23 protein-coding genes are annotated in these 18,212 nt (G+C 44.6%); 12 read left to right on the plus strand and 11 right to left on the minus strand.

Annotation, left to right across the window (positions count from 1 at the left end; genetic code table 11):
• Positions 1–15: 15 nt before the first annotated feature.
• Positions 16–522: a cupin domain-containing protein gene (locus tag RCO25_RS00080; RefSeq protein WP_308994116.1), complete on the minus strand. Its 507-nt coding sequence runs from the start codon at positions 520–522 to the stop codon at positions 16–18.
• 174 nt (positions 523–696) lie between these two features.
• Between RCO25_RS00080 and RCO25_RS00085 the strand changes: the two genes are divergently transcribed.
• The gene (locus tag RCO25_RS00085; RefSeq protein ID WP_308994117.1) at positions 697–993 is read left to right on the plus strand and encodes a 4a-hydroxytetrahydrobiopterin dehydratase; all 297 of its coding nucleotides are present in this window, start codon (positions 697–699) and stop codon (positions 991–993) included.
• Positions 994–1,281: 288 nt separating this feature from the next.
• Here the strand turns inward: RCO25_RS00085 and RCO25_RS00090 are convergent, their stop codons facing one another.
• The 6 genes from RCO25_RS00090 to RCO25_RS00115 form a co-directional block, all read right to left on the minus strand.
• Positions 1,282–1,416 carry a DUF6254 family protein gene (locus RCO25_RS00090; protein WP_308994118.1) on the minus strand — a complete coding sequence of 45 codons (135 nt, stop codon included), beginning with the start codon at positions 1,414–1,416 and terminating at the stop codon, positions 1,282–1,284.
• Positions 1,417–1,505: 89 nt separating this feature from the next.
• Positions 1,506–2,360: an SDR family oxidoreductase gene (locus RCO25_RS00095; protein ID WP_308994119.1), complete on the minus strand. Its 855-nt coding sequence runs from the start codon at positions 2,358–2,360 to the stop codon at positions 1,506–1,508.
• Complete coding sequence (gene uxuA, locus RCO25_RS00100) at positions 2,357–3,448, minus strand: mannonate dehydratase (RefSeq protein WP_308994120.1); 1,092 nt, start codon at positions 3,446–3,448, stop codon at positions 2,357–2,359. Before uxuA ends, RCO25_RS00095 begins: the two co-directional genes overlap by 4 nt.
• Positions 3,449–3,468: 20 nt before the next feature.
• A complete protein-coding gene (locus RCO25_RS00105; RefSeq protein ID WP_308994121.1) occupies positions 3,469–4,146 on the minus strand; it encodes a GntR family transcriptional regulator in 678 nt (225 codons plus the stop codon).
• A 154-nt stretch (positions 4,147–4,300) separates the two neighbouring features.
• Entirely contained in the window at positions 4,301–4,471 is a 171-nt protein-coding gene (locus RCO25_RS00110; protein WP_308994122.1) for a hypothetical protein, read from the minus strand.
• Between the two features lie 118 nt (positions 4,472–4,589).
• On the minus strand, positions 4,590–5,471 hold the full coding sequence (locus RCO25_RS00115; RefSeq protein WP_308994123.1) for an alpha/beta fold hydrolase: 882 nt from the start codon (positions 5,469–5,471) through the stop codon (positions 4,590–4,592).
• 217 nt (positions 5,472–5,688) lie between these two features.
• Between RCO25_RS00115 and RCO25_RS00120 the strand changes: the two genes are divergently transcribed.
• The 6 genes from RCO25_RS00120 to RCO25_RS00145 all read left to right on the plus strand — a co-directional run bounded on the left by RCO25_RS00120 (position 5,689) and on the right by RCO25_RS00145 (position 9,302).
• The gene (locus RCO25_RS00120; RefSeq protein ID WP_308994124.1) at positions 5,689–5,853 is read left to right on the plus strand and encodes a DUF1328 domain-containing protein; all 165 of its coding nucleotides are present in this window, start codon (positions 5,689–5,691) and stop codon (positions 5,851–5,853) included.
• A gap of 94 nt (positions 5,854–5,947) precedes the next feature.
• Positions 5,948–6,355 (plus strand): YflT domain-containing protein, encoded by a 408-nt coding sequence (locus RCO25_RS00125; protein WP_308994125.1) that lies wholly within the window; start codon positions 5,948–5,950, stop codon positions 6,353–6,355.
• Between the two features lie 249 nt (positions 6,356–6,604).
• Complete coding sequence (locus RCO25_RS00130) at positions 6,605–7,738, plus strand: fused response regulator/phosphatase (RefSeq protein WP_308994126.1); 1,134 nt, start codon at positions 6,605–6,607, stop codon at positions 7,736–7,738.
• A gap of 99 nt (positions 7,739–7,837) precedes the next feature.
• A complete protein-coding gene (locus RCO25_RS00135) occupies positions 7,838–8,452 on the plus strand; it encodes a hypothetical protein (RefSeq protein WP_308994127.1) in 615 nt (204 codons plus the stop codon).
• An 80-nt stretch (positions 8,453–8,532) separates the two neighbouring features.
• Entirely contained in the window at positions 8,533–8,865 is a 333-nt protein-coding gene (locus RCO25_RS00140) for an STAS domain-containing protein (protein WP_308994128.1), read from the plus strand.
• Positions 8,862–9,302 (plus strand): ATP-binding protein, encoded by a 441-nt coding sequence (locus tag RCO25_RS00145; protein ID WP_308994129.1) that lies wholly within the window; start codon positions 8,862–8,864, stop codon positions 9,300–9,302. Before RCO25_RS00140 ends, RCO25_RS00145 begins: the two co-directional genes overlap by 4 nt.
• A gap of 73 nt (positions 9,303–9,375) precedes the next feature.
• Here the strand turns inward: RCO25_RS00145 and RCO25_RS00150 are convergent, their stop codons facing one another.
• Together RCO25_RS00150 and RCO25_RS00155 are read right to left on the minus strand one after the other, a co-directional pair.
• Positions 9,376–10,272, minus strand: a complete 897-nt coding sequence (locus tag RCO25_RS00150; RefSeq protein ID WP_374992041.1) for a CheR family methyltransferase — start codon at positions 10,270–10,272, stop codon at positions 9,376–9,378.
• Positions 10,245–13,004 (minus strand): response regulator, encoded by a 2,760-nt coding sequence (locus RCO25_RS00155; protein WP_308994131.1) that lies wholly within the window; start codon positions 13,002–13,004, stop codon positions 10,245–10,247. The genes RCO25_RS00150 and RCO25_RS00155 overlap by 28 nt, the downstream gene beginning before the upstream one ends.
• A gap of 161 nt (positions 13,005–13,165) precedes the next feature.
• Here RCO25_RS00155 and RCO25_RS00160 point away from each other — a divergent pair, with 161 nt between their 5' ends.
• The 3 genes from RCO25_RS00160 to RCO25_RS00170 are packed head-to-tail and all read left to right on the plus strand — an operon-like array spanning position 13,166 to position 14,852.
• Complete coding sequence (locus RCO25_RS00160) at positions 13,166–13,594, plus strand: DUF948 domain-containing protein (RefSeq protein ID WP_308994132.1); 429 nt, start codon at positions 13,166–13,168, stop codon at positions 13,592–13,594.
• 38 nt (positions 13,595–13,632) lie between these two features.
• Positions 13,633–14,073, plus strand: coding sequence for an anti-sigma B factor RsbW (rsbW, locus tag RCO25_RS00165; protein ID WP_308994133.1), 441 nt, complete (start codon positions 13,633–13,635; stop codon positions 14,071–14,073).
• Entirely contained in the window at positions 14,070–14,852 is a 783-nt protein-coding gene (locus RCO25_RS00170; protein ID WP_308994134.1) for a sigma-70 family RNA polymerase sigma factor, read from the plus strand. Before rsbW ends, RCO25_RS00170 begins: the two co-directional genes overlap by 4 nt.
• 78 nt (positions 14,853–14,930) lie before the next feature.
• Here the strand turns inward: RCO25_RS00170 and RCO25_RS00175 are convergent, their stop codons facing one another.
• Positions 14,931–15,071, minus strand: a complete 141-nt coding sequence (locus RCO25_RS00175; RefSeq protein ID WP_308994135.1) for a hypothetical protein — start codon at positions 15,069–15,071, stop codon at positions 14,931–14,933.
• Positions 15,072–15,075: 4 nt separating this feature from the next.
• Entirely contained in the window at positions 15,076–15,432 is a 357-nt protein-coding gene (locus RCO25_RS00180) for a YtxH domain-containing protein (RefSeq protein ID WP_308994136.1), read from the minus strand.
• A gap of 423 nt (positions 15,433–15,855) precedes the next feature.
• On the opposite strand from RCO25_RS00180, the gene RCO25_RS00185 reads away from it, so the two are divergent.
• Both RCO25_RS00185 and RCO25_RS00190 read left to right on the plus strand, forming a co-directional pair.
• A complete protein-coding gene (locus RCO25_RS00185) occupies positions 15,856–16,449 on the plus strand; it encodes a hypothetical protein (RefSeq protein WP_308994137.1) in 594 nt (197 codons plus the stop codon).
• Positions 16,450–16,484: 35 nt separating this feature from the next.
• On the plus strand, positions 16,485–17,966 hold the full coding sequence (locus RCO25_RS00190) for a methyl-accepting chemotaxis protein (protein WP_308994138.1): 1,482 nt from the start codon (positions 16,485–16,487) through the stop codon (positions 17,964–17,966).
• The last annotated feature ends 246 nt before the right edge of the window (positions 17,967–18,212 follow it).

Below are 18,212 nucleotides of genomic sequence, written 5' to 3' on the forward strand. Positions count from 1 at the left end.
GCTATTTTTAGACTTTTACTCTTTATGTTTCCATAACTCGATTAACGGACCCGCAGAGCCATAAACAGGATCCGTATCCGGTATAGGAACCTTGCGGATTTCTTCTAACACCTGCGGTCGTTCTCCATCTTCGCCGCGCCTCAGATTGTAATCCATGCCATTCGGGTAGGCACCCACGACTTTGAATTCAGGACTGGTATCCAAGCGTTTATGTCCCGTACCTGCAGGAAGGATGATGATATCTCCGGCATGGATCGTTAGGGTTTTTCCATGTTCGCCGCCTGCTTGGATCGTTGCTGAACCGCTTTGGACACCGAGCACCTCATGAGCGTTGCTGTGATAATGATGGTAACCGAAAACCCCGTTTGTCCAACTGTTCCGCCAATTATTGTTGTTGAATACAGCTTCGATTTGGTCTAATTTCTCTTTTAGAGCTCCTGGGTATAAAATAAGCGGCAAGCTCGGATGATTAGGAATGCGACCATCGTCTGCAAAATAATAAGTGTTAACTATTGGATTCATACCTTGTTTCACTCCTTAATTCACTAAGAGCAAATACCTGCATACTCCAGCAAGGCAAAGCTATAAGCCTTAAGCCTTTAGAACGTTTATTTCATGCTTATCCGTATTATACCCTATTGAACGAGTGAACTATCGTATAATAGTTGTAATTGAACGAGAGAGGGAGTGAAGACTTTGAAGCTTTCCGAGGCGGAAATCGAGCAAGGCTTGACGAAGATCGATGGCTGGAAGCGGGAGGACGGAAAGTGGCTTGTGAAAAAATATCGCTTCCCGACTTTTCCGGAAGCCATAACATTCGTGAACGAAGTAGCAGAAGCTTCAGAGCAGTTAAATCATCATCCTTTTATTTCCATTGATTATAAAATGGTGACGCTTCGAATGACAACTTGGCGGGACGGGGGCCTTACTGCACTTGATTTTCAAGCCGCTGCAGCCTTTGATCTGGTTTATACGCGTGATAAAGTTCAATAACGGTTAGAGTGAGAAAGCCTCCATCCCTATGTTAACAAGGGACGAAGGCTTTTATTCATATATAAGAATTTATAAGTTTTCACTTATAAATGTGCTTATATATCACCGCGAAACATCAGTTTTTGCCACAGAGGACGGCGACAGCCGTTTACGCTTGATCTGTAACGATTTATTAATTACATTTATAAATGCGTTTAGAAATGTCCGCGAAGCGGCTGCTTTTTGCCGTAAAGGACAGCGGCGAAAGCAGCCGCTTGCACATGTGACCGTTACTTGTTCGGCTGGGCCTTATGAATCTTGTTTGGCTTTCGTATCGTTGTCTTCTTGGCTCAGCTCTTCGAGTGACTTCACTTTGCCATGGGGCTGCTGCGTGTGCTTGCGCTGATGCCACGCATTTTCACGGCGGCTTTTGGATGATGTCATAACGAGATCCCCTCCTTTCCTACTGTAGGTTGGCATAATGCTGCCCATCTCATACAGGTTAGTGAGGGAATTTGAAGATCAGCTTAAGATTAAACGCCCGAATAGGCTAAAAATCCACCGTCAACCGGAATCGTTGTTCCGGTAACAAATCCGGATGTCGTCTCATCAGCGAGCCATAATAAAGCGCCAAGCAAATCCTCAGGCTTTCCGAAGCGGCGCATCGGCGTATGGGAGATGATTTTGCCCGAGCGCTCGGTCAATGAGCCGTCATCATGCAAGAGCAGCTTGCGGTTCTGCTCCGTTAAGAAAAAGCCGGGAGCAATCGCGTTAACGCGGATACCCGATTCCGCAAGATGTACCGCGAGCCACTGCGTAAAGTTGACAATAGCTGCTTTGGCCGCGCTGTAAGCCGGCACCTTTGTCATCGGGGAAGGGGCGCTCATAGATGAAATATTGATAATGACTGCGCCTTGGCGCTCAAGCATTTGCTCTGCAAAAATTTGTGTAGGAATCAGCGTTCCGACAAAGTTAAGATCCATGACGTTCCGGAAGCCATCCACACTTAAGTTAAACAGCGTGGTCATATTTTCCGCATGCAGATGTTCAGGCTTGAAGGTCTCGTTTGTCGTATTTGCACTCGGATGATTGCCTCCCGCGCCATTGATCAATATATCGCAGGGTCCGAGCTGCATAAGCACGGCAGCGCCGGCTGCTTTCGTGCTTTCCGCGTTTGTCACATCGCAAGCCACGGAAATGGCTGTTCCGCCGGCTGCTTTAATTTCCTCGGCAACCGCTGCCCCTTTCTCAGCCGTGCGATTCAGTATAGCTACCTTGGCGCCTTGACGAGCGAGCTCAAGCGCCATCACCCGGCACAATACGCCTGCGCCGCCTGTGATTACAGCTACTTTGCCAACAAATGATTCATGCTGCGGTAATCCTGTCATGATCGAACCTCCTGTTTTCCGGTAGATGCGGTTGAAAGTTGGCAAGCATCCCAAAGTCCCCACAAATACATAATGCCGAGCGCACGATCGTAAAGCCCATAACCAGGCCTGCATTGTTCATCCCAGATGTGCCGTCCGTGATCAGGCCTTGCATAGCCGGTAAACCCGATTTCATGATATGCCCTGACGATACCTGCAATATCAACCGAGCCGTCCTGCGTGCGGTGCGAGGTTTCGATAAAATCTCCGTTTTCGTAAACGCGGACGTTACGGATATGGGCGAACGGAATGCGGTCCGCAAACTCATGAATCATTGCAATAATATCGTTATCGGAATTGGCGCCAAGCGATCCGCTGCAAAGTGTAATGCCATTGTAAGGGCTGTCATAAAGCTTCAAGAAGGTTCTGAAGTTTTCTTGGCATGTCATAATGCGCGGCAAGCCGAATACCGGCCATGGCGGATCATCCGGGTGGATGGCCATTCGGATGCCGCTCCGAGCTGCAACCGGAATGATTTCATTTAGAAAATAGCGGAGGTTTTCCCACAAATGAGCTTCCGTAACACCTTGGTAAGCTTCAAACAAGCTAGTTAAATGCTGCAGCCGCTCGGGCTCCCAGCCTGGCATGGTAAGTGCCGAATTCGCATTTATCTCATCGACCAATTGGAAAGGATCGGCGTTTTCGATACGGCTGTTCTCATAAAATAACGCGGTCGCGCCATTACCCATTGGTTTATGCAAATCGGTGCGCAGCCAATCAAAGATTGGCATAAAGTTGTAACAGATGACTTTGACGCCAACGCTGCCCAGCTTCTCAATGGTCCGCTTGTAATTCTCGATGTACTGATCACGAGAAGGTAAGCCGAGCTTGATATCCTCGTGTACGTTAACGCTTTCAACGACATCAATATGTAAACCGGTATTCTCGGCTTGCTGTTTAACCTCCAGAATCCGCTCAATCGGCCATTCTTCACCGGCCGGCACGTCGTGGAGTGACCATACGATGCCGTCGGTTCCAGGAATTTGCTTAATATAGTTGAGGGGGACGGTATCATTACCCTCGCCGAACCATCTAAAAGTCATCTTCATGCGTATTTGACCTCCTGCGTTCATTTGTAATAATCCGGATACTTTTCTTTCAGAAGAGCTTGGTCAGCGATATTTAAAGAAAGATGTTCGGTCATTAATTGCTGAGCCGTTTGGCTGTCCTGTTTCTTTATCGCTTCTGCCATTTGGCGGTGCTGCTCATATAGAGGCTCCCAGTTATGGTCATCCACCAGCCTAAGCATGCGGCTTCGATTCAAATGCGCATTCATCTGCTGCATGATCGACCATGTATTGCTCTTACTGCAGCCGTCAAACAAAATACGGTGAAATGCCTCATCAAGCTCAAACATACTCTTGTCATCCTTGTCACGTACGCAAGCTTGCTGCTGACGTAGATTTTCTAAGAGCGCTTGCATGGATTGTTCAGGAAAATGCGAGCAAGCGAGCAAAATGACGGCTTTCTCCAGCTGCTCCCGCATAAACCTTGCCTCCTCAACGAGGACGGTGTCGATTAACGATACAAACGTACCGCGTTGGGGAAGAACCTGCACAAGCCCCTCCCCAGCAAGCCTAAGGAAGCTTTCCCTCACAGGCGTGCGGCTGACCTTGAACAGGAGAGACGTTTCGTTTTCCGAAAGCGGCGTTCCAGGCGGCAGCTCGAGCTTTAATATTTGTTCTTTCAACTGCATGTAGACAGCATCCCTGGTCGAAGCAGGCTGCGGAGGAAGATTGAAATTCATTTGCTCATTCCTTTCGGATTTACACTACCATACTACCATACAAGTTAATCGGAGTGAAGTATGTATACCTAAAAAAACAGAAAGCTGCCCCAAAAAGTAGATGGTCTACTTTCTGAAACAGCCCTTCAATAAGGTTGAAATCTGTTATTTTACGCTAATTGGCGGCACTCCAAGTTGTTTCATTACCGCTAATAGGACAAGCAGGGAATGTTTCTCCCTCTTGCAGCTTATTTTCCTTGCCTGATTCTGAAATGTAGTTACCAGCATGCTTAACAATTTCTCCCGTTCGATAAGAAGTATTCGTACTACTCTTTGTATTGCTCATAGTCACTAGCACCTCCAGTTATTTGCGGCGGACAGATAGGGGGATCATCCGCACATTCTTATATACCCGTTTAACTTGATATTGAAACAAGGTTCAGCCATCTAGCCATCCAGATGTCTTATTGAGGCGCCGGTAATTCCGTTTTTCCCTCGGTTCTTGTTTTCTCGCGTTCTTCCAATGTCTTCAAATAAGTAGACATCACCCGTGCAAGCTGATCAGAAACCTCCATGAGACTCATGTGTGCGACATCCTCGAACGTCGTTTCAAGAATATGCGGGTATTTGTAGGTCGTTTCCGGTTGATCCAGACTTGTAACCGTGAAGGTATCATCAGGTTTAATGACGGCATCCTCGGCACCCGCAACAAGTAAGACTGGATATTTAGCCAGTGCCAGCACATGGCTGCGGTCAGGACGCTGCATTATTCCCTCTAATGTAGCAATGACTGCGTTTTCTTCCATTTCTTGACCTACGCCAATGAGTTCATTGACCTCTTCGCGCATTTCACCCAGCTTCGCATCGGTGAACAAATTCGGGATAATTCCGTAAAGGTATTTTGAAATCCCTTTTTCACGAATCGCTTCAATATCCTCTAGTCGTTTTTCCTTTGTTACCTCTGAATCCGCAAGTACGGTTGAATGGATGAGCGCGAAGCCTGTAAGCTTTTCCGGGTACTTATCTGCAAAAGCAGCCGTTACGTAACCTCCTAAGGAATGTCCGAACATGACCACCTTCTCGATATGAAGCGCGGTTAAGAGCGCAGCTATATCCTCTGCCATTAGATCCATTGTGTAAGTCCCATCGGGAGCCGATGAGCCGCCGTGACCGCGAAGGTTCGGTATGATGACACGATAATCGTCACTGAGCGACGGACATATTTTTTGCCAGTATTGAGATGAGCCGCAAAGGCCGTGGAGCAATACAATGACTTTCCCATTACTACTTCCACATTCTTCATAGACTAAATCGATGCCGTTAACGTATACACGTTGTTTTTCCATCGATCATCACCAGCCTTTTCTATTATCGATTTGTTTGGTGTAGTCTCTTAACCTAATCCAGCGCTTCTGAAACATCAGAAAAAGGATGTATTTATTTCTTCATTAATAGGCGCCGTTTCGGGAACAGCGCTTATATATTCCCTGTTTCAAAGGGCTGATGGCTGGTTAATAACATGACAAGTTAACAAAAACAGTATTTCAGGGAAGGATGATTCCAATGTTAGGATGGGCATTATTGTTTTTCATCTTTGCAGTCGTCGCAGGCATATTCGGCTTTCTAGGAATTGCTTCCGCATTAGCAGGAATCGCAAAAATACTATTTGTAGTATTCATCGTTCTGTTTATCGTTTCTCTCATCGTTGGCAGAAGACGAGTCAGTTAACTTCGTTTAGGGAGATGTCGTCCATTTCTGGGCAATACGCTGGCTGCTGTAATGAAGCAGGACAACGACTAATATGAAAACAGGAGGAATTATAATGAATAATTTAAACAATCTAAACAATACGAAGGTACACACCGTAAATAATGTTGTCGAGGTTCAAGAACAGGTTTATAAGTTTCAAACGGAAGGTTATGCGAAGGACAAAATCTTTGTTCTGACCCATGATAAGGATCGTACAAAAAGGATCGTCGATAATACGGATGCCGAGAAAATCGGGATTGCCGAGGAAGGCTTTGGATCTGCGATTGCGAATATTTTCCGCTCGAACGGGGATGAGCTTCGTGCGAAGATGAGATCGCTCGGTATTTCTGAGCAGGAGTCGCAGCGTCTTGAACGCGAGATGGACCAAGACAAAATTTTGGTCATCGCTTGGGGAGGCAGGGAATATTCCGGAGAAGAATTTGACCCTGCCGTTTATTATTATCCTCACTACGTCGTTTAGGAGCTGGATCCTCTACTTCGCAGGTGATAATTCAAGACCTATCCGTGAGGGTAGGTCTTTTATTGGTATATAAGATTTTATAAGTTTTCACTTGTAAATCAGCTTATATATCTCCGCGAAACGAGCTTTTGCCGCCAAAGGACGGCTAAAGCCGTTTACGCTTGGTCATTTGTCCTATAAAAAGTTGACTCAGTTACCTGTTACGCTCAGAATATAGTTAGCAGGTAATGGAGTTAAAGGAGCCTAAATATGAGTATTATAATCGTAGATGATAATGCTACAAACCAGATTATTATTAAAGCTATTTTAAATAAGGAAGGCTATGAGGATCTAAAGATCGCTTCTTCGGCGATGGAGCTTTACGACTTATTGGACATAGATAGTGAATGCACGGCTGAAACGAATGTAGATTTAATCTTGATGGATATGATGATGCCTGAAATTGACGGGCTCGAGGCATGCAAACGGATTTTACAAGTTGAGCGCTTTAAGGATGTTCCGATTATATTTGTTACAGCGCTTGGCGATTCAAATAAAATGGCAGAAGCGCTTGATGCAGGCGCGAGTGATTACGTGATGAAGCCGATCAACAAGATGGAGCTGCTCGCACGTATTCGCTCATCCTTGCGATTGAAGCAGGAGATTGATTGGCACAAAGAAAGAGACAAGCAAATGAAGGCGAAGCTTGAGCTGGCCAAAAAAGTCCAAAGGAATGTATTAAGTCAGCCTATAAATGATGACAATATAGCAGTAAATGCGGTTTATCAGCCTTCTTCTGAGCTTGCAGGCGATTTTTATGCTTGGTACCGCATTGAGGAGAGCCGTTACGGTGTAATTTTACTCGATATGATGGGACATGGGATTTCGTCCTCTCTCGTATGTATGTACATATCCTCGGTTCTTAAAGATACCATCAAGCGAATTACAGAGCCGGACCTTGTAATGCAGGAACTTAATCGGTACATGAACCAGCTGTATAAGAAGGAAGAACTGCTTAATTACTATTTCACCGCTATTTACTTAGTGCTCGATACCAAGAACCGTATCATTGAATACGTGAATGCCGGGCATCCTCCAGGCAAAGTTCTCGCGGGCGGCCAAGTAACTCTGCTCACAGAGGGCTGCTGCGCAATTGGATTGTTTGATCGCATTGAAATTCAGAAAGGCGTCATTCCTTATGACGAGCCTATGAAGATCTTTCTTTACACGGATGGATTAAGTGAATCTATTGGAGATGATGAAGCAAACCTTGATTCGCTTATTGAACATCTGGCTCGTGAGGAGCCTTCCGAGCACGCCTCAATCGTGAGCGGGTTTGTCTCAGAGTATAATAACGAAATCCAGAAAGATGATATCTGTTTAGTGATGATCGAAACAAAATAAAATAAATGCAAGCAGCCTGTTTCAAACTCTCGGGTGCGGTTTAAATGTACTTATAAAGTAAGTAAGATGATGGACTATCCCGCATAGGAGGGAGATCATATGAAGAATTTTATTTTAATCGGCTGTTTAATTGGCGGGATCTTTGCTTTTCCAGATGATCTTGGACATGTCGCTCCTACGTATTCGTTAGCGATGGATTCAAGCTCTGTGGAGTCAGAAGCTCCTGCTAAATCAGCGAACAAAATAGTGACCGCTTCTATGCCTCCCTCAACCGTAATCGAGGTTACCTATGCAAAAGCAGAAGCAAGTGCTTCCGAGGTGGAAAAACCAAGCTTCAAGCTTCAAAGTGTTAATGGCGTATCGCTCTATGATGATCCAACAATCGTAGTCAAGAAGCTGGGAGAGCCTATGAAAATCACGAAAGATCCATACTTGAAGGAATTGATGACTTATCATTATCCGAATATGGATGTTGTCTTTAGTGATGACATGATTTATTCCGTTGAATTAGCTGAAGGAACAAAAACGCTGGACATTGATGGCGTTAAAATCGCAGCTACGATTGAATCGGTTAGAGAAGCACTTGGTGGGCCGGATTACATTACAGAGGATGGAATCGTATTCGAACGAGGTGATGCCTTGCTAAAGCTTTTTATTGATGCAGATACTGGCAAGTTGACGTCCATTCATTATTTCGATAGCTTCTCAATGTAGGAATTTATTTGTACTTCTTGTACAATGAGAAGAATCTTGTTCCTATTTATTATTAAACAAACGCGAGCGGAGTGAATTGAATGAAAGCTGAGCAATTTCAAGTGATACAGGAAGAGAAACAAGATCAATATATTCTTCATGTAAGCGGAGAGCTGGATTTGTCTATGGTGCCGCAGCTGCGAGCTGCTTTAGAGCCGGTGATGAACCGTACGGATAAGGCCTTGGTTTTAAATCTTAAACAATTAAAATATATCGATAGTACCGGAATTGGCATTATCGTTTCGGTGCTGAAGCTGCGTGATGAGCTAAAGGCTCCGTTTTTTGTACGTGAAATCCCTGCGAGCGTCAAACGATTATTTGATCTTACGGGCATTTCCAGATATCTAATAGAAGGGACAGAGGCTCAAGCATGAATGCCATTCGTTTACAAATACCGGCCCATGCAGACTATATCGATATGGTCAGAATCTGTCTTTTTGGAATCGCCTCAAAAATGAATTATGCCTTTGAAGAAATGGAGGATATGAAGGTAGCTGTTTCGGAGGCTTGCAATAATGCGGTTATCCATGGCGCCCAGGGTGCCACTGAGGATGTAATCGACATATACTTCGAGTCCAAGGATTCCGGTCTCACGATAAAAGTGAAAAACAGCGGACCTTCATTTCTTCCTCCAGCCGCGCTGGAGAAGGCTGCACCGCTGCCTGAGGTTGATGTAAGCGGGCTTAAGGTTGGCGGGCTGGGCATTTATTTGATGCAGGCGCTGATGGATGAGGTAGAGGTTAATGCATCTGAGAACGGCACAGAAGTCGTACTGACGAAATATTTGGATACTAAAGCAGCGCATCGGTAGGGCCTTCAGATTATTCCGATCATAAGAAAAGGGAAATGACATTATTGTCATTTCCCTTTTCTTATGATCGAATCTAGCCATTCGAGCTGAATTTCCTAAAAATACGCTCGGTCGGGTTAAAGTCCTCATATTGTGCTTTATGGACGGAAATCATCGATTCCATGTTTCCTAACGCCAAGAAGCCTTGACTCGCCAGGCTTTCATAAAACAAATCATGCACGCGGCGTTGGAGTTCCGTATCGAAATAGATCATAACGTTTCGGCATAAAATCACGTGAAACTCATTAAATGAACGATCCGTTGCCAAATTATGCTGCGCAAACATCATATTTTCTTTCATGTAAGGATGGAACATGGCAAATTCATAATCGGCTGAGTAGTAGGAGGAGAATTCCTTAGTGCCGCCAGCCTGCAGGTAGTTTTTCGTAAATGTCTGCATGCGCTTGATCGAGAATTTTCCTAACTTGGCGCTCTGGATTACTTGCTCGTTCATATCAGTAGCGTAAATTTTTGTTTTATCGAGCAAGCCTTCCTCCTGCAGCAGTATGGCCATCGAGTAAACTTCTTCTCCTGTCGCGCAGCCCGCATGCCATATTCGAATTTCGGGAAGGTCACGGAGCATAGGGATAACCTCATTGCGGAAGGAGGCAAAGAAGCTTGGGTCACGGAACATTTCCGTTACTTTAATTGAAAAATCATTTTGCAGCTTTTCCATAAACCCAGGTTCATGAAGCACCTTCTCCAGCAGCGAGGTTATCGTAGGCAGGCCTTCGAGATTCATCCGATGCTGAATGCGTCTGCGCAGCGAGGAACGCAGATAGTTCCTGAAATCGAAGCCATAGACGTTATAGATGCCATCCAAAAGCAGATTAATTTCTATGGCTTCCAGCTCATCAAATGATATTTCATCGAGAATAGGATCATCCTCATTCCACTGACTGCTCAATTCCCCACCTGCTTTGTCAGCCATACCCGCATAAGCGAGAACAACTGCTCCATATTTAGCGGTTTGCTGATATAATCCGATGCGCCGGCCTCCAAGCATTTCTCGCGATCGCTCTTCATTGCTTTGGCTGTAAGCGCAATAATCGGTGTATTTTTGATATCTGAGTCTTGGCGCATCGCTTTCATGGTTTCATAACCATCCATAATGGGCATCATAATGTCCATGAGTACAAGGTCGAAGTCTCTTTGTTTCTCAATGATTTCAAGAGATTGCTTGCCGTTATTAGCGACTGTAACATCTATGCCTTTGTTCTCGAGCGCTTTGACAACCGCAAATACATTGCGTGAATCATCCTCTACAAGCAGTACTTTCTTGCCTTTAAAGAGGGAACCTTCAAAATCCGTTGGTTCGGTTACTTTATAATCGATAACGTCGGGTGCAGAGACCGTTGTCCGTTCTTCCGTTAATGGCTCTGCGCCTGCGGCGACTTCCTGATTAAGAATCACGAGCTGTTCCTTCTCCATATTAGGGAGACTCGGTACCAAAAGGGTAAACGTGCTTCCTTTCTCAGGGATGCTCTCAAGGATTATGCGTCCATTCAGCAGCTTGGTAAACTCATTACATATGGACAAGCCTAAGCCTGTACCGCCGTATTGTCGATTCGTTTCGCCGTCTACCTGTTGGAAGGCTTCGAAAATAAGCTGTTGTTTATTTAATGGTATGCCTATGCCGGTATCGGTTACTGAAATAGCGAACACGTTGTTATCTAAGTGAGCAGGAATATATTTTTGAATGATTTGCTTTTCAGCTTTTTGAATCGTTAGGGTAACCGATCCTTTTTCCGTAAATTTAAAGGCATTGGATAAAAGATTTTTCAAAATTTGCTGCAGACGCTGACCGTCTGTGTACAGCAATGGCGGCACGTCATCCTTCAGATCGATATGGAAGGCGATGTTCTTGTTCTCAGCCACAGGGTTAAAGAGCAGCTGCATATGCTGAGGTATTTCACTGACATTCACTTCATCCTTCGTTAAAATAACCTTACCCGCCTCAACCTTGGATAAATCAAGAATATCATCAATGAGTGTTAATAAGTCATTTCCGGAAGTATGGATGACCGAAGCATACCCTTCTTCTTCAGAAGTCAGCGTTTTATTTTCATTTTCGGCGAGCATTTGCGAAAGTATTAAGATACTGTTTAACGGCGTCCGAAGCTCATGCGACATATTGGCCAAGAAATTGGATTTGTATTGCGAGCTTCTTCTTAGCTGCTTGGAGTAATTCTCTAGCTCTTCCTTCGCTTTTTCGAGTTCCTTGGTTTTCTGTTCGGCAAATAGATTTTGCTCCTCTAGATGCTCGGTAGTCATGCGCATTTCCTCTTGCTGCATTTGCAGCTCCTCGGACTGGGTTTGCAGCTCTTCCGTTTGTGTCTGAAGCTCTTCCGTTAACACTTGGGATTCGCTAAGCAATCTTTCCACTTCCATGCGCCCATCGACATTATTAATGGCGACGCCAAAATGGCTTTCAATTTGTTCCAGCAGCTTTAAATGCTGGGTAGTGAAGGATTCAACGGAAGCAAATTCAACGACAGCCGCCACCTTGCCTTCAAATTCAAAAGGAACGATGAGGATGCTCTTTGGTTCTATCTTTCCAAGGCCGGAGGTCAGGCGTACCGGATGATCCGGAGCGGTGTTCAATAAAAAAGTGCGTTTCTCGAGCGCCGCTTGGCCGATTAACCCTTCTCCGATACGGAAGCTATCATGGCCAGTCTCGTCCCCGTGAGCAGCATAGGTGGCTGTTTTGACAAGCCTTTGCTGCTCTCCGTAGCCTTTGCGAACATAAAATACGCCATAGGCCGCCCCCAGAATGGGTGCCAGCTTGGTGAGAAAGGAATCCGCTAAAGTTTTGATATCATTGACGCCTTGATTCATCGTCGCAATTTCAGCAACCTTTTCTTGTATCCAATATTGGTCATTTAGATTATCAAGCAGGTTGTTTGTCGCATCAGCAAGATCCTTGATCTCATCCCGGGTATTTACTTTAATCCGAGTCGATAAATCCCCGCCGGAGGCTGCGATACCGGAAATGGTTTTCACGACGTCTTTGATTGTTTTGACAATTGTGCCAGAAACATAGGAGACGATGATGAAAGCGATAATAGAAATGATGATCAGCATAAGATACAAGCTGATTACGAGCATATCGTTGCGGTTTTTTAATTGCAAAATATGATTTTTAGTTGTCGTTATTTCTTTTTGACGCATCGTTTCTAATTGTACTCGTAGGGCGTCAATATCCTGTTTCCCTTTATCCTCATTAAAAAAATCAATAATGCCTTGAGTATTATTTGCCTTTCGCATCGCAATGGTAGGTTCGCCAGCTGTTTTAATCCAATTTTGAATGGTCAGCTTAATTTCCTCGAGGTTTTTACGAGAAGAGGGATCATCCGCAAGATATTGAAAAAGCGTATTATAATTGGCTTCCCATTCCGCTTTCCCGCGGTTATACGGCTCTAAATAGATCTCGTTGCCGGTGATGACAAAGCCGCGCTGGCTTGACTCCATGCTGACAGCATTGTATCTGATGGTAGAAATAAGATTGTGGACTTCAATGTCGCGGGTGGTCATCGTTTCGATTTCGGTCTGTAAAGAGGAAATTCTATTGCTCACGACAAGGATAGCAGCGCCCAGACAGCATATTATCAGAAAATAGCCGATTAATATTTTCCAGCGGATATTTATTCGTAGATTATGCAATTTGATAGGCTCCTTTTATATAAAAGATCATTATTATCGTTCCCTCTATTATAACATGAATGATCCAAAGGACAATTTTCTTCCAACTATTGAATGATGCTCCTAGCCTGTTTCAAATAGACGGGCAGCGGGTAACTTATGAAAAAAAGGAAGTGATGAGAATGGATTTGTTAATGCAAATCAGTATTGCTGTAATAGCAATTGCGTTCCTAGTTCTATTGTATTCTCTTATTCAAACGTTGAAGGTACTGCGAGGCGCGCTGGATGAGATGCGTCAAACCGTGGGCTCACTCCGAACGGAGGTTACGCAAATTAGCGTCGAGGTGAAAGAGGCCATTCATAATACGAATGCGATGACGCTGGATGTTCGAACGAAGCTAAGCTCCCTGGATGTTTTATTCGCATCGGTTAATGATCTAGGGCATGCGTTGCATTCGTTTACCGGTGCTGCTAAGGAATCGGCGGCAAGCGTGGTAGCCTCAATCAAAGGGCATAACAATAAGCCCGTGGGGGAACCTGGATTAATCAGTACGGTGTATGATGGCGTTATTTCCACTATTAGGGTTTGGAACAAAGTCAAGAAAATATAAGCTATAATAGGAACATACAGGAGAGGACAGAAGAAACTATGAACTCATTCATTCATTTGACGATTCCTGCCCGGGCGGAATTTATTGATATTGTTAGGCTTACATTGTTCGGCATTGCGAACAAAGCAGGTTTTTCCTATGAAGAAATCGAAGATATGAAGGTAGCGGTAACAGAGGCTTGCACTAACGTAGTGCTTCATGCGTACAGTAATTCGCGGCACGGGGATATTGAAATAAGCTTTGAGCTTGAAGAGAACGGGATTACGATTCGGATCAAGGATGAGGGCAGCAGCTTTAAATATGAGCCGGCTGAGAGCAAGTCCGTCACTCTTCACGATAAGGAACTAAGCGAAGTGACTTCGGGCGGACTTGGGCTATTTATGATGCATGCGCTAATGGATAAAGTTGAGGTATTCTCCGGGAGAGGTACCGAGGTGATTCTCACCAAGCTTATTGGTAGGAAAGAGGAGATGGCATGAACGCGAATTCATCCTTCCTGGATCCAAAAGAAACCATTGAAAAAATGAAAGTGTATCAGGATACGAATTGCAATGATGTGGCTACGGAATTGCTGCAGCATTATGAACCAATCGTAAAGATGGCAGCCGCTAAAATGTCCCGAAGCCGTCCTGATCTCTATGAAGATTTGTATCAGGTGGGCCAACTGTCCATGCTTCGCTTGTTTAAGCAATTTGACAGCTCGCGGGAAATTCCGTTTGAGGGTTATGCGATGAAAAGCATCATCGGCCATCTGAAAAACTATTTACGCGATAAGTCATGGTATATCCAGGTGCCAAGACGAATCAAGGAAAAGGGCCTGCTCATTCAGCAGGCTATCGATCACTTAACGGTAGAGCTTGGGCATTCGCCCAAGATGGAAGAGATTGCAGGCCATCTTGGCCTATCGGTGGAGGAAACGATCGAGGTGCTTTCTTGCAGGGAATCCTATCATTATGTTTCGCTGGACACGCCTTTATCCAGCGAAGGGGAAAGCGCCGCTACAATAGGCGATCTCATTGGATCAGACAAAGACGATTATCAGCATGTCGATAATCGTCTCGATCTGGAAGAAGCGCTCGATCAATTGAAAACAGAAGAAAAGACCGTGCTGCTGCTCGCGTATCACAATGGTAAGTCGCAGCGTGATATTGCCGATGAGCTTGGCGTATCGCAAATGAGCGTATCCCGCATTCAGAAGCGTGCGATCGATAAGCTGAAGCTGCTGTTAGCGGATCAGCATCCGGAGTTCGGTACTTAATATCATTTTATTAATAATAAAAACCACCCTTTCCATCTCAACGATGGAAAGGGTGGTATTTTGTTTGTGCTTCAGCCGTTATTGAGCGGGATCGGGAACCATTCCGTTTTCGATAACCTCTGCATTCGTTTCCATTTTCTCCATGTCCTCACCGAGTTTAATCATTTCTTCCTCGGTAGGGGCCATTGAGTTTGTAGTCGTCTCGAGATCGACTTTCATTGCATTACCTCCCTGTGGTGGCAAGTCCATCCTTAACCTCTTCTTTTGTGGAGGAAAGAGAATCCATAATATTTTCATTTGATTTTTTAGCGTGATCCATCAAATCGCCGGCTTCGTCTTTAATGTTAGTTGCCAGGTCCTTTGTGTTTTGACCAGCCGTTGTTGCCAATTCTTTTGTTGTTTGTCCTACTGTAGTGGCAATATCCTTTGTTCTCTCGCTAATGGCTTTGAACTTATTCGAGAGATCCTCTCGAAGGTTTGCGCCTGTTTTTGGTGCAAAAAGCAGAGCCGAAATGGCACCGATGGCACCTCCTACAATTGCGCCTACCAATACGCCGTTACTAGAGTTTTCTCGTGACATTTAACATCTCTCCTCATTCTTTATTTGTTGATCTTGTTGATCAACTGTTTGGATTTCTTAGTTATATATAAACGAAACCACGCTTTTTGAAACAAAATCAAAAGGAAATGATTGACAATTAGCAGGTGTTGATGCTACGATTTGTTTCAATTTCGCACTTAACTGCTAGGAATTGTGTGAAATTAGCGGAAGCGAATAATGATGAATATTGCGGGTTATTCATTTTATATGAAATCAAAGGAGGACTTTTACAATAATTAAAAAGCGTATATGGGATGAGATGTGATGTTCGATTTAGAAAACATTATGATTATTCTGTGAAAATGGTAAATTTTTGAGTAAATTATTCCGATAAATAGGTTGCCTGCATATTTTACCTGCGAAGAAACCTACGAGAAAATAGAGAGAAAAAGGAGAAAAATCATGTTTAAACGAGTGGAGAACGAGCTGGAGTTAGCCATGTTTAACGGCATTTGGACAACCGTCTGGATGGAGAAGGGGTTTGAACTTGAATTTTCTAATCAGACTCTTGAGAGATTTATCGTTGTGACACCGGAAGGACATTATGTAGGAACCTCTGAAATTAAGCCCTATAGCTTAACTTCAAGCTCTATTAACGCTGCGGGTCCCTTTCAAACGAACCCCAAAGTCGTTGAAGCAGACGGTGCAGTTGCAGAGATCGATAAGATGGCTCTGCTTAGACCGTACCGCGGACGCTATATTTCAGATTTGCTTTCTTCGGCTGTGTATATTGCGGAGAAGCTGCATTTGAAATACTTTGTTTCGCTGCTGGAGCCGAAATTTCTGAGGGCGCTTCGAATTTCGTATCAGGTTCCGTTAGAGAAGGTGGGAGAGAAGGTTTTCTACAAAGGCGATGATGTCGTTCCGGTTTTGTTCGATATGGAGCAAATGTACCGTAACAAGCATCGCTATGATTGGCTTGTCTATCCGCTGGAGTCGGTCCTTGTTGCAAACGGAGCGGGAGGTGCTGGGCAAAGCGAAGCAATTAAGCTTTAGAAACGAATAGTTTACTCAGAAAAGGCGGAAATGTCATGAAAAGAGAATTGACAGAACTAGACAAACGAAATCGATTGTTAATAAAAATTCTATGGAGCCTCTTAGCTCTTGGGATCGCTACAGATCTGGCTATCGGACTCGGTGCGAACATGGTTCTCCTGTTGGCGGGTGTCGGAACATTTTTGTGCGGAGCAGCTACTTTCATGACATACCGTGGAATTTTAACGGGCTATATTAAATATGCCGTACCGTTTATTTTGACCATCATCGTCAGCTTATTGATTGTGTCGGACCCCAATCCGATTGTAAGCACCTATTTCTTGGTGTATGTGAATCTTGCAATCATTACATTGTATGCCGATTATAGGCCTATCATTTTGACTGGGGTACTCGGAGCTGCGTTAAGCACTTATCTGTTTCTTGATCCCGTGCTGCAGCCAAAGCTGTTTCCGGATGAATCGCTTGTCTACCTGTACCTGTACTTAATATTTGCGACGGCTGCTCTTGCATTCTCCGCCGGTTTTAGCGGTAAGCTTCAGCGGCAGGTGACGGACAAGCAGCGTGAAGCCTTAGCTTCAAAGGATATGGCAGAAGCGCTGCTGGCTAAGCTCAATTCCTCCATTCAGGTATTGACGGAATTCAGCAGCAGCCAACAGACGACCGTTCGTTCCACGGGTGATATCTCGAAAGAAGTAACCGCTACGTTCTCCGAAATGTCGGCAGCGATCGAGAAGCAAACAGGGACAATTCTAAACATCAGCGAATCCTCGCAGGTCATTGACGCTTCTGTGAAGCAGCTGTTGGAAGGAACGGAGCTTTTGCAGCAATACTCCGCAGACAATGCCGAATTAACCGTTCAAAATCGCGAGCAAATGACGGCTTTATCAAAAGAGGTCGAGAGCGTGCGTTCCATTATCACGCATACGGTTGAAATGATGGCGCAGCTCAACGAACAAAATGATCGCGTTAGTTCGATTGTCGGCACCATAGGCGACATTGCCGAACAAACGAATTTGCTTGCGCTGAACGCGGCAATTGAAGCAGCCCGCGCCGGCGAACATGGCCGGGGCTTTGCGGTAGTATCCGGCGAGGTTCGGAAGCTTGCGGATAACGCAAGAGAGGCAACGAAAGAAATATCCGATATTTTATCGGGTATCCGCTCTCAAATTAGCGCCGTTCACGAGCAGGTTGAAAACGGACAGGCTGCGGTAACGACAAGCAGAGATGTTTCAAAGCAGGTGCAGCAGCTTATCGATCGCATTAATGACAATACGGAGCTTGTCAAACGTCATTCTGATGCGGTAGGCAGCTCAGCCAATGAGCTCCATCTTCGGTATTCCAATATGGCGGATGAAATGGTCAATATTGCGGCTACGACGGAACAAAATATGGCTTCGGTAGAAGAAGTTCACGCCAGCATGGAGACGCAGGATATCAAAATCCATACGATGGTTGAAGAGTATGCGCAGTTGGATCAATTATTATCAGAGCTTAAGCAAATGGCAGAAAAGATTTAAAATCTTGCTTCGGCGAAATTCAAGGTAGCTTAACATAACCGCCTGAGTTGATAATAACGTCATTTCGCTAAATTTAAGTTAAAAGAAAGACCTATGTATCCCTAACACGGCCGCATAGGTCTTTTGGCATTTTATCATCATTCGAAAAACAAAATCTTTAAATACAGAACAGACTATGTTATATTATTTAACATAATCAAGACAATGTGAATAATCATTCGTATTTTAGGGTTGTTTGTCAGGTAA

The sequence above is a fragment of the Paenibacillus sp. LHD-38 genome (assembly GCF_031157315.1).
In the GTDB taxonomy this organism is placed as follows: domain Bacteria; phylum Bacillota; class Bacilli; order Paenibacillales; family Paenibacillaceae; genus Pristimantibacillus.

What these genes read in the sequence shown, in the direction of transcription:
- RCO25_RS00080 (WP_308994116.1), bottom strand. Translation starts at nt 522, where the DNA reads ATGAATCCAATAGTTAACACTTATTATTTTGCAGACGATGGTCGCATT.
- RCO25_RS00090 (WP_308994118.1), bottom strand. Translation starts at nt 1,416, where the DNA reads ATGACATCATCCAAAAGCCGCCGTGAAAATGCGTGGCATCAGCGCAAG.
- RCO25_RS00095 (WP_308994119.1), bottom strand. Translation starts at nt 2,360, where the DNA reads ATGACAGGATTACCGCAGCATGAATCATTTGTTGGCAAAGTAGCTGTA.
- uxuA (WP_308994120.1), bottom strand. Translation starts at nt 3,448, where the DNA reads ATGAAGATGACTTTTAGATGGTTCGGCGAGGGTAATGATACCGTCCCC.
- RCO25_RS00105 (WP_308994121.1), bottom strand. Translation starts at nt 4,146, where the DNA reads ATGAATTTCAATCTTCCTCCGCAGCCTGCTTCGACCAGGGATGCTGTC.
- RCO25_RS00110 (WP_308994122.1), bottom strand. Translation starts at nt 4,471, where the DNA reads ATGAGCAATACAAAGAGTAGTACGAATACTTCTTATCGAACGGGAGAA.
- RCO25_RS00115 (WP_308994123.1), bottom strand. Translation starts at nt 5,471, where the DNA reads ATGGAAAAACAACGTGTATACGTTAACGGCATCGATTTAGTCTATGAA.
- RCO25_RS00120 (WP_308994124.1), top strand. Translation starts at nt 5,689, where the DNA reads ATGTTAGGATGGGCATTATTGTTTTTCATCTTTGCAGTCGTCGCAGGC.
- RCO25_RS00125 (WP_308994125.1), top strand. Translation starts at nt 5,948, where the DNA reads ATGAATAATTTAAACAATCTAAACAATACGAAGGTACACACCGTAAAT.
- RCO25_RS00130 (WP_308994126.1), top strand. Translation starts at nt 6,605, where the DNA reads ATGAGTATTATAATCGTAGATGATAATGCTACAAACCAGATTATTATT.
- RCO25_RS00135 (WP_308994127.1), top strand. Translation starts at nt 7,838, where the DNA reads ATGAAGAATTTTATTTTAATCGGCTGTTTAATTGGCGGGATCTTTGCT.
- RCO25_RS00140 (WP_308994128.1), top strand. Translation starts at nt 8,533, where the DNA reads ATGAAAGCTGAGCAATTTCAAGTGATACAGGAAGAGAAACAAGATCAA.
- RCO25_RS00145 (WP_308994129.1), top strand. Translation starts at nt 8,862, where the DNA reads ATGAATGCCATTCGTTTACAAATACCGGCCCATGCAGACTATATCGAT.
- RCO25_RS00150 (WP_374992041.1), bottom strand. Translation starts at nt 10,272, where the DNA reads ATGGCTGACAAAGCAGGTGGGGAATTGAGCAGTCAGTGGAATGAGGAT.
- RCO25_RS00160 (WP_308994132.1), top strand. Translation starts at nt 13,166, where the DNA reads ATGGATTTGTTAATGCAAATCAGTATTGCTGTAATAGCAATTGCGTTC.
- rsbW (WP_308994133.1), top strand. Translation starts at nt 13,633, where the DNA reads ATGAACTCATTCATTCATTTGACGATTCCTGCCCGGGCGGAATTTATT.
- RCO25_RS00170 (WP_308994134.1), top strand. Translation starts at nt 14,070, where the DNA reads ATGAACGCGAATTCATCCTTCCTGGATCCAAAAGAAACCATTGAAAAA.
- RCO25_RS00175 (WP_308994135.1), bottom strand. Translation starts at nt 15,071, where the DNA reads ATGAAAGTCGATCTCGAGACGACTACAAACTCAATGGCCCCTACCGAG.
- RCO25_RS00180 (WP_308994136.1), bottom strand. Translation starts at nt 15,432, where the DNA reads ATGTCACGAGAAAACTCTAGTAACGGCGTATTGGTAGGCGCAATTGTA.
- RCO25_RS00185 (WP_308994137.1), top strand. Translation starts at nt 15,856, where the DNA reads ATGTTTAAACGAGTGGAGAACGAGCTGGAGTTAGCCATGTTTAACGGC.
- RCO25_RS00190 (WP_308994138.1), top strand. Translation starts at nt 16,485, where the DNA reads ATGAAAAGAGAATTGACAGAACTAGACAAACGAAATCGATTGTTAATA.